The sequence below is a fragment of the Streptomyces sp. NPDC101191 genome (genome assembly GCF_044767915.1).
GTDB lineage: Bacteria > Actinomycetota > Actinomycetes > Streptomycetales > Streptomycetaceae > Streptomyces.
This window is the reverse complement of record NZ_JBIWOU010000004.1, coordinates 347,120-365,553: the sequence shown is the minus strand read 5'-3', so window position 1 is coordinate 365,553 and position 18,434 is coordinate 347,120. Positions and strand designations below refer to the sequence as shown.

Sequence of the window (18,434 nt, the reverse complement as noted above, 5' to 3'; positions counted from 1 at the left end):
GGCGCTGTTTTCCGGACACGCCCTCAGCGTTCGGCCGCCGCCGCGAGGCCGCCGAGGAGCAGGGCGGACAGCCGGGCCACCCAGGCCCCGTCCACCGGCTCCGCGCTCACCAGCGCCCGGTGCACCACGGCGCCCGCGACCACGTCGAAGATGAGGTCGTCGACGGCCTCGACGGTCGCCGGGTCGCGTTCGGCGGGGAGTTCGCCGCGCCGCTGGGCGCGCGCCCGGCCGTCGAGGACCAGGCGCTTCTGGCGGTCCACGATCGAGGCGCGGATACGGCGGCGCAGCGGCTCGTCCCGGGTGGACTCGGCGACCACGGCCATGAGGGCGGTCTTGGTCTCGGGGCGTTCGAGCAGCGTGGCGAACTGCAGGACGACGTTTTCGATGTCGGCCTGAAGGGAACCCAGGTCGGGCAGTTCGAGTTCGTCGAAGAGGACGGCGACGGCGTCCACGACGAGTTCGTTCTTGTTGTTCCAGCGTCGGTAGAGGGTCGTCTTGGCGACCCCGGCCCGGGTCGCGACGTCGCCCATGGTCAGCTTCGACCAGCCCAGCTCGACCAGGGCCGCCCGCGTCGCCTCCAGGATGGCCGTGTCGGCCTCGGCGGAGCGGGGGCGTCCGGTTCGGGCGCGGGAGCTGGTGCGCTTACACATGGGTGACGACCATACCCGTCGGTAGGTATTGCGCCAGGGGCCGGTGATGTGAGCCAGTTCACGGCCCGACTCTCCCCGCGGCGCGGGGCTCGCCATTACGCTACGACTCGTAGCGAAAGGCGTACGGTCACCCCTGGACGAAGTCCTCGGGGGACGTCTCCTCGCGACAACCACAGCGCGCCGGGTGGGGACCCGGCGCTCATGAGCAACCACCGTGTCGTCCCGCCCCGGACGGCACGGTTCGGCCATGGACGGCGCGGTTCGGCCATGGCTTACCGGTTACGCCTGCGGAGGGGGGAGGATATAGGCATGCAGCCCCGAAACATGTCCATGAGCGGCGTCGTCGACCTCGCCGCGGTGAAGGCGGCCGGCGAGGCCAAGGCCAAGGCGGAGCAGGCTCGCGCCGAGGCCGCCCGGCAGGGTGGGACCGCCGCCGTCGCCCCCTCGTCCCTGGTGATCGACGTCGACGAGGCCGGCTTCGAGCTCGATGTGCTCCAGCGGTCCGCCGAGGTTCCGGTCGTCATCGACTTCTGGGCCGAGTGGTGTGAGCCCTGCAAGCAGCTCGGCCCCCTTCTGGAGCGGCTCGCCGTCGAGTACAACGGCCGCTTCCTGCTCGCCAAGGTCGACGTCGACGCCAACCAGATGCTGATGCAGCAGTTCGGCATCCAGGGAATTCCGGCCGTTTTCGCGGTGGTCGCCGGTCAGGCGCTGCCGCTCTTCCAGGGTGCGGCCCCCGAGGCGCAGATCCGTCAGACCCTCGACCAGCTGGTCCAGGTCGCCGAGGAGCGCTTCGGCCTCACCGGCCTCCAGGTCGACGCCGGGGTCGACCCGGACGCCCCGGCGCCCGTGCAGGCCGGTCCGTACGACGCGCTGCTCGACGCGGCGGTCTCCGCGCTGGACGCGGGCGACCTGGCCGGCGCCGTCCAGGCGTACAAGAACGTGCTCGCCGACGACCCCCAGCACCCGGAGGCCAAGCTCGGCCTCGCCCAGGCCGAACTGCTGTCCCGGGTGCAGGCGATGGACCCGGGTGTGGTGCGCAAGGCCGCGGCCGACAATCCGAAGGACGTCGCCGCGCAGATCGCTGCCGCCGACCTCGACCTGGCGGGCGGTCACGTCCAGGACGCCTTCGGCCGGCTGGTCGACACGGTCCGCCGCACGTTCGGCGAGGACCGGGAGGCGGTGCGGGTCCGGTTGCTCGAACTGTTCGAGGTGATCGGCCCCGAGGACCCGCGCGTCACGGCGGCCCGGCAGGCCCTGGCGAGCGCTCTGTTCTGAGGCGCGACCGGCCTTCCGGGGCGGTCCCGCAACGGGACGATTTGGCGACACAGTGACATTCGGCGGCCGCACTTTGCCAAAACTTGGTAATTGCGGCCGCTGTTACTTGCAGTAAATCGAACCTGGATTTCTGTCCGGATTTCTCCGTCCTCATCAGCCTTTGTGGCATCACGCGGGGGCACCCTGCGTCGCCAACCGACGGCAGCCCGTCGTGCCGTGGTTATCAGGCCGTTACTAGCGAGTAACGAACCCCCTTGTGCGGGGGCCCGTAATGGACCACGATCGGCGACGCTCGGTCCGACACCGCACCAGCCCGGCAACCCGCCGACTGCGCGGCGACGGGTCCCCGCCGAGTGGGCCGACGGCAGTGCCGTCGGTCGTGGACAGGGGGGTTCCTGCTCTGACCGGCAGGGCCTGTCCAATCCCGGTCGCGCACCGCGCGGCCAGTGGTTGTCGCTCGGGGGTGATCGCCGGTGATTCGGACGTGCGTCGTGCCGCCTGAGCCCTCGGCGCTCTCCTTCCCGAGGACGTAGCACTTCTCCCATCCCAGGACGGGCCCTGGGCCCATCCGGAGATGTACGTCCGAGAAGGAGGATTCTCATGAAGTCCCAGGTTCGTGGCGGGACCAGATGGAAGCGGTTCGCCGTCGTCATGGTGCCGAGCGTGGCCGCGACGGCCGCGATCGGCGTCGGCCTGGCCCAGGGCGCGCTCGCCGCGTCCTTCAGCATTTCCGGCCAGGATTTCAAGGTTCGCGCCGACACCCTTGTCGGTAAGGACTTCGTCCAGTACGGCAGCGTCGACGCCGGCAAGGACCTCGAAGGCAAGGACTTCGCGGAGCCGGTCGCGGTTTCCGGCTTCTCCGAGGCCTGGATCAGCAACATGTGCCAGTCCGTCGTGACGCCGAACGTTCCGTTCGTCGGCGACGTGACGCTGGTGCTGCGGGCCGGCACCGAGGACAACAAGCCGGTCTACGCGAAGGGCATCTACCTCGATGTCGCCGAGCTGAAGGCCGACGCCGAGTTCGGCAACATCGACATCGGCGTCGCGGCCGGCAACCTGGCCAAGGCCCCCGGCAAGCCGGGCATCCAGCCGAACACCAAGGCCAACCCGTTCGGCTTCGGTCAGCGTGCCGAGGACGCGAAGCTCAGCAACGTGAAGCAGCGGGCGTGGGCCACCACCGCCGCGACCTTCAAGCTGCCGAACCTCGACCTCTCGCTGAAGCGCGGCAAGGGCGCCGGGGTCGAGTGCTACTGATGCCGACGTCCGTCCAGGACTGACGCGCACGGGTGCGGGGCCGTCCCGTACGGCCCCCACCCGTCCCGGTAGTGCCCCTTCTTCTTCACCATCTCAGCAACACCGCTTCCAGGGAGCTGTTTCCATGAGCGCCGAGTCCACTGCTTCCCGCGGAGTCCCCCAGCAGAACCGGTTCAAGGTCTGGCGGCAGACCCGGCCCTTCTGGGCGGGCCTTTTCACCATGATCGGCGGCATACCGATCGCCTATCTCCCGTACGGGGACATGCGGCTCGGCAACATGACGCTCGCCATGCAGACGACGGCCGGAGCCGGTGCGCTGATCATCGGCCTGCTGCTCATCACGCTGGGGCTGACGATGTGGTTCCAGCCCCTCGTCCGGGTCTTCGCGGGCGTGGCGGCGATCGTGCTCGCCCTGGTCTCCATCCCCGTGTCGAACTTCGGCGGCCTGGTGATCGGCTTTCTCTTCGCGCTCGTCGGCGGCGGCATGTCCGCGGCCTGGGCGCCGGCCGAGCCGAAGTCCGAAGAGGCCGTCGCGGACGCCCCGGAGCACACGGGCGACGCCGAGGAGCCGGCCGGCCAGGACGCCGAACAGGCGCGGGCCGAGGCCGCCCCGGACGAGCACATGCACGACGGCACCACGCAGCCCGTGATCCCGCACCAGGGGCACGAGGCGCCGGTGGCCGGGACGACGATCGATGCCAACGGCGGGAGGAACAGTGCGGGGTGACGAAACACAGTCGGCCGGGACGACCAGAGGGCCGCGCCACGCGGCCCCCCGTAAGTCGCTCCTGAACAAGATCCAGGTGCCCGCAGGCAAGGCGATGGCCCTCGCGGCCATGCCCACCGCGGTCCTCATGGGCATGGGTCTGGCGCCCCGGCTCGCCCTCGCCGACGACAGCACGGACATCCCGTTCGCCCCCGGCCCGTGCGTGACCCGCTCCGACGAGCCCACGCCCGAGGCGACGACCAAGCCCGCCGAGACGAAGAGCCCCGAGCCGACGGCGAGCGCGAGCGCGACCGACAAGCCGGCTCCGGACACCTCGGCGACCGCCGAGCCGAAGCCGACCGGGACCACCGGCGCGGCCCAGAAGCAGGCGGCCACCCAGGCCCCCGCCCCCGAGGCGACGTCCGCCGCACCCAAGGCGACCCCGACGCCCGCCAAGTCGGCCGACCCGCTCGACCCGCTGGGTCTCGGCGACGCGCTCAAGGACCTGTTCGACGGACCGGACAAGACCACCGCGCCCGCGCCCCAGCCCAGCTCCACCACCGCGGCGCCCAAGCCGACGGCCACGTCCGGTACCCCGGACACGCCGAAGGAGACCAAGGCACCGGCGACCGGCACCGGCGGCACCACCGGCGGCGCGGTCGACAAGACCAAGGACGCCATCAAGTCCGCCGCCGAGAAGGCCGGTGCGACCACCGAGGAACTGCCGGACTCCGCCAAGGGCCTCGACGCCAAGAAGGACGAGGACATACCCGACGGCGCGAAGCCCCGCTTCCCGTGCCCCGAGCCCGACCCGGAGGCGCTCGCGGCGGCCGACCTGGAGACCGGCATGCCGCTGCTCCCGGACGACCCGTGGATCCTCCAGACCTCGATGCTCACCCTGCGCGGTCTGGACTACGCGGGCATCGTCGAGGTCAAGACCGGCAGCGGGAAGATCAAGAAGGTCCTCAAGTTCACCGCGGACGAGGTGGACATCAAGGACCTGCACCAGCTGACGGTCCACTCGGACGGCCTCACCGGCCACGTCCGCTCCGACAAGGGCTCCACCTCCACCATGCGCGGCGGCACGGTGACCATGTACACGGAGGAGCTGAAGGGCAACCTCTTCGGCCTCATCCCGGTCACCTTCAGCCCCGAGACCCCGCCGCCGCTGAACGTCCCCTTCGCGTTCTTCTCCAACGCGACGGTGAAGCAGGCCGGCCAGTTCGGCGGCACGCTCAGGATCCCGGGCCTGCGCAACACCATCGAGCCGAGCTGACCGCCCGCCAGGACCCTTCCGGGAGCCGCACACGACGAGGGCCCCCGTCCGATCCGGACGGGGGCCCTCGTCGTGCCGTGACGGGATCAGGCGTGCTCGGCGCCGCCCAGGTGGTGGACCCGGACCATGTTCGTGGTGCCCGGGACGCCGGGGGGCGAGCCGGCGGTGATGATCATGGTGTCGCCGGCGTTGTGGCGCTGGAGCTTCAGGAGCTCCGCGTCGACCAGGTCGACCATGGCGTCCGTGTTGTTCACGAACGGCACCAGGAAGGACTCGACGCCCCAGCTCAGGGTGAGCTGGTTGCGGGTGGACTCGTCCGTCGTGAAGGCCAGGATCGGCTGCTGCGTGCGGTAGCGCGAGAGGCGGCGGGCGGTGTCGCCGGACTGCGTGAAGGCGATGAGCGCCTTGCCGTCCAGGAAGTCGGCGATCTCGCAGGCCGCGCGGGCCACGGAGCCGCCCTGGGTGCGCGGCTTCTTGCCCGGGACCAGCGGCTGCAGGCCCTTGGAGAGCAGCTCCTCCTCGGCCGCGGCGACGATCTTCGACATCGTCTTCACGGTCTCGATCGGGTAGGCGCCGACCGAGGACTCGGCGGAGAGCATGACCGCGTCCGCGCCGTCCAGGATCGCGTTGGCGACGTCGCTCGCCTCGGCGCGGGTCGGCCGGGAGTTGGTGATCATCGACTCCATCATCTGGGTGGCGACGATGACCGGCTTGGCGTTGCGGCGACACATCTCGACCAGGCGCTTCTGCACCATCGGGACGCGCTCCAGCGGGTACTCCACGGCGAGGTCGCCACGGGCCACCATGACCGCGTCGAAGGCGGCGACGACGGCCGCCATGTTCTCGACGGCCTGCGGCTTCTCGACCTTGGCGATGACCGGGACCCGGCGGCCCTCCTCGTCCATCACCTTGTGGACGTCCTTGACGTCGTCGGCGTCGCGGACGAAGGAGAGGGCGACCATGTCGCAGCCCATGCGGAGCGCGAAGCGGAGGTCCTCGACGTCCTTCTCGGACAGGGCCGGGACGTTGACCGCGGCACCCGGCAGGTTGATGCCCTTGTGGTCGGAGATGACCCCGCCCTCGACGACGATGGTCTTGACCCGCGGGCCCTCGACCTCGACGACGCGGAGCTCGACGTTGCCGTCGTTGATCAGGATCTGGTCGCCCTTGGACACGTCGCCGGGCAGGCCCTTGTACGTGGTGCCGCAGATGGACTTGTCGCCGGGGACGTCCTCGGTGGTGATGGTGAACTCGTCACCGCGCACCAGCTCGACGGGGCCCTCCGCGAAGGTCTCCAGACGGATCTTGGGGCCCTGGAGGTCGGCGAGCACGCCGACGGCGCGGCCGGTGTCCGCCACCGCCCTGCGGAGACGGTCGTACCGCTCCTGGTGCTCTGCCTGGGTCCCGTGGCTCATGTTGAATCGGGCCACGTTCATGCCGGCCTCGATGAGAGCCTTCAGCTGCTCATACGAGTCGACGGCGGGGCCCAGCGTGCAGACGATTTTGGAACGGCGCATGAGGCGGATCCTATCGGTTTGTTTCGCGGCGGAATATTCCGTCTGGTGGAAAGTACAAATGGGCGGGGGGCCGCTCAGGCGTTCACTCCCTCGGGGGTCGTTTCGCTCACAAGTGCGTAGCTCTGTCGGGCGATCTCCAGCTCCTCGTCGGTCGGAACGACCGCCACCGCCACCCGCGCGTAGACCGGCGAGACGATCCGGGCCTCGTCGGACCGTACGGCGTTGAGGTCGGCGTCCACCGCCAGGCCCAGCTCCTCCAGGCCCGCGATCGCCGCCTCCCGCACCGGGGCCGCGTTCTCGCCGACCCCGGCCGTGAACGCCACCGCGTCCACCCGGCCGAGCACCGCGTAGTACGCCCCGATGTACTTCTTCAGGCGGTGTATGTAGACGTCGAAGGCGAGCGCGGCCCGTGCGTCGCCCTCGTCGATCCGGCGCCGGATCTCCCGCATGTCGTTGTCGCCGCAGAGCCCGACCAGGCCCGACCGCTTGTTCAGGAGGACGTCGATCTCGTCCGCCGACATGCCGGCGTTCCGCATGAGGTGGAAGGTGACCGCCGGGTCCACGTCGCCCGAACGGGTGCCCATGACCAGGCCCTCCAGCGGGGTCAGGCCCATCGAGGTGTCCACGCAGCGGCCGCCCGCCACGGCCGAGGCGGAGGCCCCGTTGCCCAGGTGCAGCACGATCACGTTCACCTCCTCCGGTGCCTTGCCGAGCAGTCTCGCCGTCTCCCGGGAGACGTACGCGTGCGAGGTGCCGTGGAAGCCGTAGCGGCGGATCCGGTGCGCGTCCGCGGTCTCCACGTCGATCGCGTACCGCGCCGCCGCCTCCGGCATCGTCGTGTGGAAGGCGGTGTCGAAGACCGCCACCTGCGGCAGGTCGGGGCGCAGCGTCATCGCGGTGCGGATGCCGGTGAGGTTCGCCGGGTTGTGCAGCGGGGCCACCGGCACCAGCCGCTCGATCTCGGCGAGCACCTCGTCGTCGACGACCGTCGGTGCCGTGAACCTCAGCCCGCCGTGCACCACCCGGTGCCCGATCGCGGCCAGTTCGGGGGAGTCCAGGCCGAGCCCGTCCGCCGCCAGTTCCTCGGCCACCGCCTTCAGGGCGGCCTGGTGGTCGGCGATCGGGCCCTCCGTCTCGCGCCTGACGCCCCCGCCGCCCTGCAGCGGGGTGTGCACGAGCCGCGAGGTCTCCTCGCCGATCCGCTCGACCAGACCGAGCGCGAGCCGGCTGCCCTCGTGCATGTCGAGGAGCTGGTACTTCAGCGACGAGGAACCGGAGTTGAGGACGAGGACGCGCGTGGCGTGCGGGGGCGCGAGCGGCGCCGGGCCGGTCTCCTCCGGCGGGGCGGCGGGGGACGGGTGGGCGGTCATCCGGTGAGCTCCTGACCCTGGGACTGGATCGCCGTGATGGCGACGGTGTTGACGATGTCGCTGACGAGCGCGCCGCGCGAGAGGTCGTTCACGGGCTTGCGCAGACCCTGCAGGACCGGGCCGACGGCGACCGCGCCGGCCGAGCGCTGCACGGCCTTGTAGGTGTTGTTGCCGGTGTTGAGGTCGGGGAAGATCAGCACGCTCGCCTGGCCGGCCACCTCGGAGCCGGGCAGCTTGGTCGCCGCGACCGAGGGCTCGACGGCCGCGTCGTACTGGATCGGCCCCTCGATCCGCAGCTCCGGCCGGCTCTCGCGGACCAGCTTGGTCGCCTCCCGCACCTTGTCGACGTCCGCGCCGGAGCCGGAGGTGCCGGTGGAGTACGAGAGCATCGCGATCCGCGGGTCGACGCCGAAGCGGGCGGCGGTGGCCGCGGACTGCACGGCGATGTCGGCGAGCTGCTCGGCGTCCGGGTCCGGGTTGACGGCGCAGTCGCCGTAGACGAGTACCTTGTCGGCCAGGCACATGAAGAAGACCGACGAGACGATCGAGGCGTCCGGCTTGGTCTTGATGATCTCGAAGGCCGGGCGGATCGTCGCGGCCGTGGAGTGCACCGAGCCGGAGACCATGCCGTCGGCCAGACCCTGCTCGACCATCAGCGTGCCGAAGTAGTTCACGTCCGACACCACGTCGTACGCGAGCTCCACGGTGACGCCCTTGTGGGCGCGCAGCCGCGCGTACTTCTCGGCGAACGAGTCGCGCAGCTCCGAGGTCTGCGGGTCGATCAGCTGGGTGTCACCGAGCTCCACGCTCAGGTCGGCGGCCTTCTTGCGGATCGCCTCGACGTCGCCGAGCAGGGTCAGGTCGCAGACGTCGCGGCGGATCAGCACGTCGGCGGCGCGCAGCACCCGCTCCTCGGTGCCCTCGGGCAGCACGACCCGGCGGCGGTCGGCGCGGGCCTGCTCCAGGAGCTCGTGCTCGAACATCATCGGGGTGACCCGGCCGCTGCGGGCGACGGAGATCCGGCGCAGCAGGTCGGCGGTGTCGACGTGGCGCTCGAAGAGGCCGAGTGCCGTCTCCGCCTTGCGCGGGGTGGCCGCGTTCAACTTCCCTTCGAGCGAGAAGAGTTCGGTGGCGGTGGGGAAACTGTTGCCCGCCACGGAGATGACCGGGGTGCCGGGCGCGAGGCGGGCGGCCAGGGTCAGGATCTCGTCGCTGGGGCGCTCGTCGAGGGTGAGCAGCACGCCGGCGATGGGCGGGGTGCCGGCCGAGTGCGCGGCGAGCGCGCCGATCACCAGGTCCGCCCGGTCCCCGGGGGTGACGACGAGGCAGCCGGGGGTCAGCGCGTTGAGGAAGTTCGGCAGCATGGCGCCGCCGAAGACGAAGTCGAGCGCGTCGCGGGCCAGCCCGGCGCCGTCGCCGAGGACCACGGAGGCGCCCAGCGCGTGGGTGATCTGGGCGACGGTCGGCGCGGCGAGGGCCGGCTCGTCGGGTAGCACGTAGCAGGGCACGGGAAGCCGTGCGGCGAGCCGCTCGGCGATCACGGACCGGTCCTCGCCGGAGACCCGGTTGACCACCATCGCGAGCACGTCGCAGCCGAGCACCTCGTAGGCGCGGAAGGCGTTGCGGGCCTCGGCCCGTACGGACTCGGCGGGCTGGCCCTTCCCGCCGACCACGGGTATCACGGAGGCGCCGAACTCGTTGGCGAGCCGTGCGTTGAGCGCGAGCTCGTCGGGCAGCTGGGTGGCGGCGAAGTCGGTGCCGAGGACCAGGACGACCTCGTAGTCACGGGCGACCGCGTGGAAGCGTTCGACGAGCTGGGAGACCAGCTCGTCGGTGCCCCGCTCGGCCTGCAGCGCGGAGGCCTCGTGGTAGTCCATGCCGTAGACGGTCGCGGCGTCCTGGGACAGCCGGTAGCGGCTGCGCAGCAGGTCGAACAGACGGTCGGGACCGTCGTGCACCAGCGGGCGGAACACCCCCACCCGGTCCACCTGGCGGGTCAGGAGCTCCATGACTCCCAGCTCGACGACCTGGCGGCCGTCTCCGCGGTCGATCCCGGTCACGTACACGCTGCGCGTCACGCCGTCGTCTCCTGTCCGCATCGCTACGGGTTGTCCGTCAAGCGAGTGTGTTCAAAAACCATCGAAGGGGTGGCAATGCCCTCTTGACAATACCCCCGTGGCTCGATACGACGCCCGCTGGGCGAAGGGCCTCGATCCAAGGGACCAAAGGCCCCGGAGGGCCCTCCCGGGGTGGACGCGCGGGGTGCCGGCGAGCGCACCGGCACCGCCGACCGTGTGAGAATCGAAGCGGCTCACACGTACCGCTACCGAGCAGGAGACACAGCACGATGCGTATCGGAGTTCTGACAGCGGGCGGCGACTGTCCCGGCCTGAACGCAGTGATCCGGTCGATCGTGCACCGGGCGGTCACCCACTACGGGGACGAGGTCATCGGCTTCGAGGACGGCTACGCGGGCCTGCTCGACGGGCGCTACCGCACCCTCGACCTCAACGCCGTCAGCGGCATCCTCGCCCGCGGCGGCACCATCCTCGGCTCCTCCCGCCTGGAGCGCGACCGCTTCCGCGCCGCCTGCGACAACGCCAAGGAGCTCATCGAGAAGAGCGGCTTCGACGCGCTCGTCCCGATCGGCGGCGAGGGCACCCTCACCGCCGCCCGGATGCTCCACGAGGCCGGTGTGCCCGTCGTCGGCGTCCCCAAGACCATCGACAACGACATCTCCTCCACCGACCGCACCTTCGGCTTCGACACCGCCGTCGGCGTCGCCACCGAGGCCATGGACCGGCTCAAGACCACCGCCGAGTCCCACCAGCGCGTCATGGTCGTCGAGGTGATGGGCCGCCACGCCGGCTGGATCGCCCTGGAGTCCGGCATGGCCGGCGGCGCCCACGGCATCTGCCTGCCCGAGCGCCCCTTCGACCCGGCCGACCTGGTCAAGATGGTCGAGGAGCGCTTCTCCCGCGGCAAGAAGTTCGCCGTCATCTGCGTCGCCGAGGGCGCCCACCCCGCCGAGGGCACCATGGACTACGGCAAGGGCGAGATCGACCAGTTCGGCCACGAGCGCTTCCAGGGCATCGGCACCGCCCTCGCCTACGAGCTGGAGCGGCGCCTCGGCAAGGAGGCCCGGCCCGTCATCCTCGGCCACGTCCAGCGCGGCGGTACCCCGACCGCCTACGACCGGGTGCTCGCCACCCGCTTCGGCTGGCACGCGGTGGAGGCACTGCACCGCGGCGACTTCGGCAGGATGACGGCGCTGCGCGGCACGGACGTCCAGATGGTCCCGCTGGCCGAGGCCGTCACCCAGCTGAAGACGGTCCCGGCGGACCGGATGCGCGAGGCCGAGTCGGTCTTCTGACGGAGCCGCCGCCGTCGGGGGTGCCGTCCGCGGTGCGGCACCCGTACGTACGGACCGGACACACGCTCCGTACGCCCGGCCGTGCGCCCTGCGCCCGGCTCTTGCGCCCGGCCCGTACGCCCTGCGCCCGGCTCATGCGCCCTGCCCGTACGTCCGGATCGGACGGCTCGGCCCGGCCCGTACGTCCGGATCGGGCCCGTACGCCCGGATCGCGGCCGGACGGCCCGGCCCGTACGTCCGGACCCGACGGCCCGTCGTGCCGGGACCTCCGTCCCGACCCGGTTCCGGATCCTCCGCGGCCCCGATCGTCCCCCCGTGGGCGATCGGGGCCGAATCCATGCTTGAGTCCCCCGGCTCGATCAACAAGGCTTGGGCCTGTCCCGGACATGTCCCACCTCCTTCCGGGCACGGCCCGACGGAGGGGAGCCGCGCGCCATGACCCTGGGGGAGACGCCTCCCGACCCACGGGAGGTACGGAACCCGGCCGAGTTCATCGCGCGGCTACAGGCCCTGAAGGACTGGTCCGGCCTCACCTACCGCGAGCTGTCGGCCCGCGCCGAGGCGCACGGAGACGTCCTGCCCCGCTCGACCGTCGCCAACATGCTCGCGCGGTCCACCGTCCCGCGCGAGGAACTGCTCGGCGCCTTCGTCCGCGCCTGCGGCGCCCGGGCCGAGGAGTGGGAGCCCGTACGCAGACGGCTCGCCGTCCACGGGGCCTACGCACCGGAACCCGCCCCCGAGGCGGGGCCGGACGCGGCGGAGGCGGACGCGGGGACGGCGCCCGTCTGGCCCGGGGCCGCACCGGAGGAGCCGCCCGCCGACCCGGCGTCCGAACCGCGGCGCTCCCGGATCCGCCGCACCCTCGTCGGGGCGATCGCCGTGACCGGCCTCGTCCTCGCCGCCGTCAGCGTCGTCGCGCTCGTACGGGACGGGGACCGGCGGCCCCAGCACGGCCGGCGGCCGCCGGTGCTCACCGCGCCGGCCGAGGGCCCGGTCCGGATCCGGGTGATCGGCTCCGGCCTCTGCCTGAACGAGCGGCGGGGCAGCGGCAGCGGACAGATCTACCAGCGGGCCTGCGCCGGCGCCGACGTCCCCCGCTACGAGCTGAAACGGCTCGCCGGGAACGCGTGGCGGATCGTCTCGGTCCACCCGGACTTCCCCGTCGGCTGCTCGGGGATCCCCTCCGGCGGCAAGATACCCCACGCCGCGCTCGAGGACTCCGAGTGCGGCGACCCCACCCGCGTCGAGCGCTTCACCCTGGAGCCGTACGGCACCCCGGCCACCGGCTGGCGCATCCTGCCGGCGGGCTCGGCGACCCCCGGCAGCTGCGTCACCGTCGTCGGGGACCGCGGGGCCGAGTGGTCGCGGCTGGCCCAGGCGCCCTGCACGGCGGACGCCCGCGGCCAGCTCTTCAGCTTCGACCGGCGCGACTGAGGGCGCGTCCCCGGATCAGACCGGGCTCGCGCCGTCCTGCCGCGGTGCGTCCGACGGCCCCCCGGACGGACCCGGCTCCGGGCCCTCGGGGAGGGCCAGGAGAAGGGGTGCGCTCACCCGGGCATCGGGGTGCATCGCGAGCAGATGGTGCACCACCCCGGACAGTCCGGGGAGCAGCCCGGGCGTGAACGCCTCCTTCGCGAGACCGCCGACCGGCCCGCGCTGCTCGATGCCCGTGATCAGCTCGCCGTCCGCCCGCGCGGCCGACGGGCCCGCGTAGCCCTCCAGGGCGCGCAGGCGGTGGAGGAGCTCCGAGAGCCCGAGGTCGCCGTGGCAGAGGGTGTGGCTCCAGCCGAATCCCTCGCGCAGACCGGCCGGTCCCGAGCGGAGCGCGGTGTCCAGGTGCCGGGGATCGCCCGTGCGCGCGTGGAGGTCGACGGCGGCCAGCCCGATGCCCGTACTGCCGTGGCACCACGCCGTGGGGTGGTCGACGTCTCCGCCGATCCGCGCATCGGACCACGCCGCCACCTCCGGCGCGTACAGCGACTCCTCGAAGTCGTGTGCCAGGGAGCCGAGTTCGCGCCACCGACGCCGGTCGGCCGGACTCCCGGCGGCGGAGAGGGAGAGCCGGGTGAGCGCCCATCCGACGCCGGTGGCGCCGTGGGCGAAGCCGCCGATGCCCTCCGGGAACATCACCGTGGACCACCTCGCTCCGCGGTCGTTGACCACCGCGGTCCGCTCCAGCCGTCGGCCGGCCTCCGCGGCCACCTCCAACCATCGCCCCTCACCGGTCAGTTCGGCGAGGTCGAGCAGCGGGACCGGCACGCCGGCCGCACCGCTGAGCACGTCCAGCGCCCGGTCCTCGGCGAGGGCCTCCCGGGTCAGCAGCGCGGCCCTGGCGCGGGCCCGGTCGAGCAGGCCGGGCGTCCCGAGGAGGCGGTGCAGCGCCGCCCAGGTCCACACCTGCGAGGCGATGCCGGTGAACCCGCCGAGCCGGCGGGTCGGCGTGGAGTCCTCGGTGGCCGCCAGCACCTCCAGGGTGCCGGCCAGCACGGACTCGGCACCGGCCACCGGATCGGCCCGCCCGGCGCGCTGCTCCCGCAGGTACTCCGCGAGGGCGAGGGCGACCCCGCCCTGTCCGGTGTAGAGGTCCGCGTCGAGCGGGCGGATCGCCCAGCCGTGGTCCGTGAGCACCGGACTGATCCAGGTCGCGGTCGCGTCGGCACCGCGCACGGCCGCCGCGCAGACCGTCCGCACGGCCTCGGCCGCCAGTGCGCGCCGCCGCCGGTCCAGGTCCTCGGCGTGCGGGGACACGGCGGGCGTCCGTACCCGGGCGGGGAGCCTGCGTTCGTTCAGGTAGGCACCGACCAGCGCACTGCGGATGGTGTCCCGCTCACGGTCGAGGTCGGCCCGCCGCCACTCCGCCAGGAAGTCGGCCGGCCGTCGCTCTTCCACCCGCTCCTCGAACACCGGCACGTCCCCGACCAGGAGGTCCGTGATCTCCTCGTCGATCACCGCCGGTTCCCGGGGCGCGCCGGGTGCGGCGAGGGCGTTGCGGTGCAGGATGTCCCGGGCCCGCGCCCGGGCGGCGTCGGGGTCGTGCAGCGAGGCCGGGTGCCAGAGCATCCGGCCGATGTCCGTGTACGTCTGGGTGGGCCGCCGGATCCTGCGGACGCGGCAGCCGACGAACCCCCGCAGCAGCGTGCCGAGACCGCCGGCCGCGTCGAGCTCCGCCAGCGTCCCGGTGACCTCGTCGAAGCCGGCCAGCACCCGGTCCCAGTGGCGGATCAGCACCGGCTCGGGGCTGGGGTGGTTTCCGGCCGGCGGCAGGTCCACCTCGCCGACCTCCAGCCGGGCGGTGTCCCGGCCGCCGTCCGTGATGACCGGGACCCGGATGCGCGGCTGCTGACCGGGCAGGCCGCCCGCGGCCGAGAGGTCCACGCCGGCCAGGGCGTAGCCGTCGGTGCGCAGCGGGAGGATGCCGGTCCGCAGCACGGTGGTGCGGATCGTCCGGGCCGCCCGGTCCACGGCGTCCCCGCGCCCGCTCGGCGGGACCTCGACATCCGGGGTGAACAGGGCCTCGGCGTCGACCACGGCCGGCACCGGGCCGTGGGCCACCAGGTTCTCGGCGTGGAGGTCGGTCCCGCCGAGCAGTCGCATCACCGCAAGCCAGCCGCCCAGCGCACGGTAGAAGCGGGCGAGTTCCGCCTCGTCCGCGCAGTAGTGGTGACCGAGGTGCTCGGCCCAGCCGTAGCCGTCCCGGACCACCACCCTCGGTACGCCCAGGTCCTCGGCGCCGGGGACGGCGGTGACGAAGGCGCGGAGCGCGGCGTCCACCTCGACCGGCCGCGGCTTGTACATGACGAGTGCGGTGTCGAAGACCAGCCGGGCCACCGCCCGCCCGCCGTGGTGGGTGTCCCCGCGGGCGAGCTCCAGGCCGCGCAGCGGTCCCGGATCGGCGCCGAGCAGCTCGCAGACGGCCCGCCGGTCCGCGGCGAACCGGACCCCCAGCTCCAGGGCGCCCTCGATCAGCAGCCGTCCGGAGGCGAGGGCCCGGGGGTGCAGGGCCGGGTAGCGTCCGCGCAGCGTGTCGGCGAACCCGGGGGCGGAGGCGTGCCGGAGGAAGGCGTCCCATCGCGCGGAGGGATCCGCGCCGGGCAGCTCGCCGGCCAGGGAGGCCGCCCGCAGCTCCAGCAGGAGCACCCGGTTGAGCCGGAGCTGGAGGGTCCGGCGCAGGGCCTCGCGGGTCGCCTCGCGCAGGACCTCCCGCTCGCCGGGGGCCAGCCCGGCGAGCCCCGGGACCCGGTCGTCCAGCTCCGCGAACAGCGGCCCCGCGAAGGCGTCGACCGGACCCGCGAACCATCCCTCGGGGGGCGGCCCTCCTGCCGCGCGGGCCGCTGCCACCGGTTCCACCATGCTGAGTCCTCTCCTGACGGCTGGGGCGGGGTGCCGCGAACCGCGCCGACCGGACCCTGCGGTCCGGCCGGCGCGGGCCGGGGAACCCGTGCGGGTTCCCCGGTGGTGCGTCCGGTGCGGCGGGTGCCGTGGCTCCGGGTGGTGCGCCGGGGCGTCGGGCGCCGCGACTCCGGGTGGTGCGTCCGGTGCCGTACGGGCGGCTCGTCAGCAGCAGTAGCTGTGCCAGGAACCGGTACAGCTGCTGCACCCGGTGAGCAGGGCCTCGGTGCCGTCGGTCAGCGCGGCCTCGCCGGCGGCGCCGCCGACGTAGAGCGGGCCGGCCGGGTTGTCGGCACCGAAGGCGCTCTCGGCGCCCTGGAGCCAGGCGGTGACGATGTCGTCCGTGCGCGTCGTGGACATGACAGGCATGAGTGCCTCCTGTGAATCGCCGGAATTGCGCGGGGCTACAGAATCCACCGGAGGAAGTCCGTCCGGGATCTGCCGAAACCGGCCAATCGCCGGAGGGCCGTCCGGGCGTTCCCGGGCAGGACCGGAAGCCGCCGCGGCACCGTCGACGGGGCCGCGCCACCGCCCGGTGTGGCGCAGGGCGGACCGTGGTCGCGGGCCGTCTCCGTCTCCCGGGCGGTCGGGGGCCGGCGGAACCGCCCCGCACGCACGTGGCGTACGCGGCCCGCACCCGTCAAGGGGCGCGGACCGCGCACATCCGGCCATTCACGGTCCGCACATGCGGACACCGCGTACCGTTCCGCGGCAGCGGAACGGCACACAGGGGCGTGGCGCCGGGACCGGTCGGGGCCGCCCTGCCGGCCGGTCGTGGGGTCGGGCGCAGGAGGTGAGGACCTAGGCCGTCTCTTTCGGATCTTGCCGGGCTCGCGGGGTCTGGCACGCACGCTCGCCGCGTTGTCGTCGGTCCACAACGCTCCGCGTTGCCTCCCTCCTCCGCCTTGCGATCGCACGCACCAGACCCCGCTCCCTGATCCGGCCTGATCCGAAAGAAACGGCCTAGGCGGCGGGCTCCACGAGGCGGGCCCGCAGGGCGGTCACGACCGCCGGATCCAGGCCCACGTGACCGGTGACGTACGCGTGCACGGAGCCGTACTCCGCTCGCAGGTCCGCGAGGACCAGACGCATGATCTCGGCGGGCGCGCGGCCGTAGCCCGGCCACTTCGGCTCGCGGCCCGGGTGGGCGGCCCTCCAGTCGGCGATCAGCCGTTCCGTGGCCAGCTCGGTGAGCGCGAAGTCGTCGAGGATCTGCTCGTCCGGCACGTCGAGCAGCGCGAGGACCAGGGCCGCGAGCAGCCCCGTACGGTCCTTGCCGGACGCGCAGTGGAAGACCAGCGGCCCCTCGGCCGCGGCGATGACCTCCAGGGCCTCGCGCAGTTCGGCCGCGCCGTCGAGGGCGACCTCGGCGAACCGGTCCGCGAGATAGCGCCACGGGTCGACCGCGGGGTCGATCTCGGCCTGGTCGTACGGCCGGTGCTCGATGCTCAGGTTGTGCCAGCGCTGCGGCTCGGTCTCGGGGTGGCGGCCCTTGGCCTCGATCTCCCACGGGTAGCGCAGGTCGATCACGGTGGCCACGCCCAGCTCCCGGAAGCGTTCCAGGTCGGCGCGCGCGTCGGGGCCCGCGAGCTTGGCGAGGGAGTCGGAGCGGTAGAGGGTCTCCCACCGCACGGTCCCTCCGTCGGCGGTCCGGTAGCCGCCCAGATCACGGAAGTTGTGGAGCCGTTCGAAAGATATGTGTCGTCTCACGCGGTCAATCTACGGGCCGGAGACGGGCGTTCCCTCGGGCGACGCGCCTGTGGGTCGGACGGTCGGTCCGGCTCGGCCGGTCTGTGAGGAGGGGTCCGCCGGTCTGTCGGAGAGTGGTCCGCGGGTCCGCGGGGAGGGGGCCGCCGGTCCGTCGGAGAGTGGTCCGCCGGTCCGCGGGGAGGGGTCCGCCGGTCCGCGGCCTAACGGCCGACGAGGGCCCAGAAGTGGTCGGTGATCCCGTCGAGGTACGCGCGTCCCGCGTCGCCCGTCGAGGCGGAGGCCCCCCAACTGCTCGTGGCGGCCATCTTGGCGTGGTAGTCGGTGTGCAGGCGCTGCAGCGCGTCCTCCACCGTCCGTTTCGGCAGAGGCAGCAGCTTGATCACCGGTTTCACATAGGCCTGCCAGCGCGTCGTCGCCGCGTCGCGCAACAGCTCGCCCAGCTTCTCGTCGCCGCCCGTCGCGGTGAGCAGGGCACGCGCGTCGAGGCCGAGGAGCTCGGCGAGTGCGGCGGTCTGGCGCTCGTTGCCGCGCCAGCGGCCCGACTCCTCCATGCGCTGGTACGCGGCCGGGTCGAGGCCGACCCGGCGGGCCAGGTCCTCCGGGGACAGGCCCCGGCCGATCCGGTGCTCCCGGAGGGTGCTGGCGGAGGCGATGAGCTCGGCGGGGGAGCACCAGAGCACCCCCGCGAGGGCGGTCAGCTCCTGGGAGGTGGGGACGAGCCGGCCGCGCTCCCAGGCGACGACGGTCTCGGGAGCTATCAAGAGGCCGTACTGCGCCCGCAGGCCGTAGGCGACGTGGTCGGGGCCCATGCCGAGCCCTTCGCGCAGACGGCGCGCGGCGAGGGCGTTGAAGGGGGGAGAGGGTTGGTGCACGTCGCCACCGTAGATGCGGAGGGTGATCGTTAGCTACGGTGC

The 18,434-nt window shown here is 72.9% G+C and carries 14 protein-coding genes; 6 read left to right on the top strand and 8 right to left on the bottom strand.

Annotated elements, in window-relative coordinates:
- Window positions 1-23 precede the first annotated feature (23 nt).
- On the bottom strand, window positions 24-650 hold the full coding sequence (locus ACIRQF_RS18265; protein ID WP_376632531.1) for a TetR/AcrR family transcriptional regulator: 627 nt from the start codon (window positions 648-650) through the stop codon (window positions 24-26).
- Between the two features lie 309 nt (window positions 651-959).
- On the opposite strand from ACIRQF_RS18265, the gene ACIRQF_RS18260 reads away from it, so the two are divergent.
- The 4 genes from ACIRQF_RS18260 to ACIRQF_RS18245 all read left to right on the top strand — a co-directional run bounded on the left by ACIRQF_RS18260 (window position 960) and on the right by ACIRQF_RS18245 (window position 5,161).
- Window positions 960-1,925 (top strand): tetratricopeptide repeat protein, encoded by a 966-nt coding sequence (locus tag ACIRQF_RS18260; protein ID WP_382480363.1) that lies wholly within the window; start codon window positions 960-962, stop codon window positions 1,923-1,925.
- Between the two features lie 600 nt (window positions 1,926-2,525).
- Window positions 2,526-3,179 carry a DUF6230 family protein gene (locus tag ACIRQF_RS18255; RefSeq protein ID WP_376632535.1) on the top strand — a complete coding sequence of 218 codons (654 nt, stop codon included), beginning with the start codon at window positions 2,526-2,528 and terminating at the stop codon, window positions 3,177-3,179.
- Between the two features lie 124 nt (window positions 3,180-3,303).
- Window positions 3,304-3,906, top strand: a complete 603-nt coding sequence (locus ACIRQF_RS18250; RefSeq protein ID WP_376632537.1) for a DUF6114 domain-containing protein — start codon at window positions 3,304-3,306, stop codon at window positions 3,904-3,906.
- Window positions 3,896-5,161, top strand: coding sequence for a hypothetical protein (locus ACIRQF_RS18245; protein ID WP_389752533.1), 1,266 nt, complete (start codon window positions 3,896-3,898; stop codon window positions 5,159-5,161). The genes ACIRQF_RS18250 and ACIRQF_RS18245 overlap by 11 nt, the downstream gene beginning before the upstream one ends.
- 86 nt (window positions 5,162-5,247) lie before the next feature.
- Here ACIRQF_RS18245 and pyk read toward each other — a convergent pair whose 3' ends face one another.
- The 3 genes from pyk to pta form a co-directional block, all read right to left on the bottom strand.
- Window positions 5,248-6,678, bottom strand: a complete 1,431-nt coding sequence (gene pyk / locus ACIRQF_RS18240; RefSeq protein WP_376632540.1) for a pyruvate kinase — start codon at window positions 6,676-6,678, stop codon at window positions 5,248-5,250.
- 74 nt (window positions 6,679-6,752) lie between these two features.
- Entirely contained in the window at window positions 6,753-8,048 is a 1,296-nt protein-coding gene (locus ACIRQF_RS18235; protein WP_404093288.1) for an acetate kinase, read from the bottom strand.
- Window positions 8,045-10,126, bottom strand: a complete 2,082-nt coding sequence (pta, locus tag ACIRQF_RS18230) for a phosphate acetyltransferase (protein WP_376632544.1) — start codon at window positions 10,124-10,126, stop codon at window positions 8,045-8,047. Before pta ends, ACIRQF_RS18235 begins: the two co-directional genes overlap by 4 nt.
- 269 nt (window positions 10,127-10,395) lie before the next feature.
- On the opposite strand from pta, the gene ACIRQF_RS18225 reads away from it, so the two are divergent.
- Together ACIRQF_RS18225 and ACIRQF_RS18220 are read left to right on the top strand one after the other, a co-directional pair.
- Window positions 10,396-11,421, top strand: a complete 1,026-nt coding sequence (locus tag ACIRQF_RS18225) for an ATP-dependent 6-phosphofructokinase (protein ID WP_376632546.1) — start codon at window positions 10,396-10,398, stop codon at window positions 11,419-11,421.
- A gap of 435 nt (window positions 11,422-11,856) precedes the next feature.
- Window positions 11,857-12,855: a helix-turn-helix domain-containing protein gene (locus tag ACIRQF_RS18220; RefSeq protein WP_404093284.1), complete on the top strand. Its 999-nt coding sequence runs from the start codon at window positions 11,857-11,859 to the stop codon at window positions 12,853-12,855.
- Between the two features lie 15 nt (window positions 12,856-12,870).
- Here ACIRQF_RS18220 and ACIRQF_RS18215 read toward each other — a convergent pair whose 3' ends face one another.
- From ACIRQF_RS18215 to ACIRQF_RS18200, 4 genes are all read right to left on the bottom strand, one after another.
- Window positions 12,871-15,771 carry a type 2 lanthipeptide synthetase LanM family protein gene (locus tag ACIRQF_RS18215; RefSeq protein ID WP_404093281.1) on the bottom strand — a complete coding sequence of 967 codons (2,901 nt, stop codon included), beginning with the start codon at window positions 15,769-15,771 and terminating at the stop codon, window positions 12,871-12,873.
- A gap of 204 nt (window positions 15,772-15,975) precedes the next feature.
- Entirely contained in the window at window positions 15,976-16,179 is a 204-nt protein-coding gene (locus tag ACIRQF_RS18210) for a DUF6229 family protein (protein ID WP_403517783.1), read from the bottom strand.
- Between the two features lie 594 nt (window positions 16,180-16,773).
- Window positions 16,774-17,520 (bottom strand): tyrosine-protein phosphatase, encoded by a 747-nt coding sequence (locus ACIRQF_RS18205; RefSeq protein ID WP_404093279.1) that lies wholly within the window; start codon window positions 17,518-17,520, stop codon window positions 16,774-16,776.
- Window positions 17,521-17,720: 200 nt separating this feature from the next.
- The gene (locus ACIRQF_RS18200; RefSeq protein ID WP_382480534.1) at window positions 17,721-18,329 is read right to left on the bottom strand and encodes a helix-turn-helix domain-containing protein; all 609 of its coding nucleotides are present in this window, start codon (window positions 18,327-18,329) and stop codon (window positions 17,721-17,723) included.
- Window positions 18,330-18,434: the final 105 nt, after the last annotated feature.

Excerpts from the sequence above, each read along its gene's own strand:
- ACIRQF_RS18265 (WP_376632531.1), bottom strand. The coding sequence starts at position 650 with ATGTGTAAGCGCACCAGCTCCCGCGCCCGAACCGGACGCCCCCGCTCC.
- ACIRQF_RS18260 (WP_382480363.1), top strand. The coding sequence starts at position 960 with ATGCAGCCCCGAAACATGTCCATGAGCGGCGTCGTCGACCTCGCCGCG.
- ACIRQF_RS18255 (WP_376632535.1), top strand. The coding sequence starts at position 2,526 with ATGAAGTCCCAGGTTCGTGGCGGGACCAGATGGAAGCGGTTCGCCGTC.
- ACIRQF_RS18250 (WP_376632537.1), top strand. The coding sequence starts at position 3,304 with ATGAGCGCCGAGTCCACTGCTTCCCGCGGAGTCCCCCAGCAGAACCGG.
- pyk (WP_376632540.1), bottom strand. The coding sequence starts at position 6,678 with ATGCGCCGTTCCAAAATCGTCTGCACGCTGGGCCCCGCCGTCGACTCG.
- ACIRQF_RS18235 (WP_404093288.1), bottom strand. The coding sequence starts at position 8,048 with ATGACCGCCCACCCGTCCCCCGCCGCCCCGCCGGAGGAGACCGGCCCG.
- ACIRQF_RS18225 (WP_376632546.1), top strand. The coding sequence starts at position 10,396 with ATGCGTATCGGAGTTCTGACAGCGGGCGGCGACTGTCCCGGCCTGAAC.
- ACIRQF_RS18220 (WP_404093284.1), top strand. The coding sequence starts at position 11,857 with ATGACCCTGGGGGAGACGCCTCCCGACCCACGGGAGGTACGGAACCCG.
- ACIRQF_RS18215 (WP_404093281.1), bottom strand. The coding sequence starts at position 15,771 with ATGGTGGAACCGGTGGCAGCGGCCCGCGCGGCAGGAGGGCCGCCCCCC.
- ACIRQF_RS18210 (WP_403517783.1), bottom strand. The coding sequence starts at position 16,179 with ATGCCTGTCATGTCCACGACGCGCACGGACGACATCGTCACCGCCTGG.
- ACIRQF_RS18200 (WP_382480534.1), bottom strand. The coding sequence starts at position 18,329 with ATGGGCCCCGACCACGTCGCCTACGGCCTGCGGGCGCAGTACGGCCTC.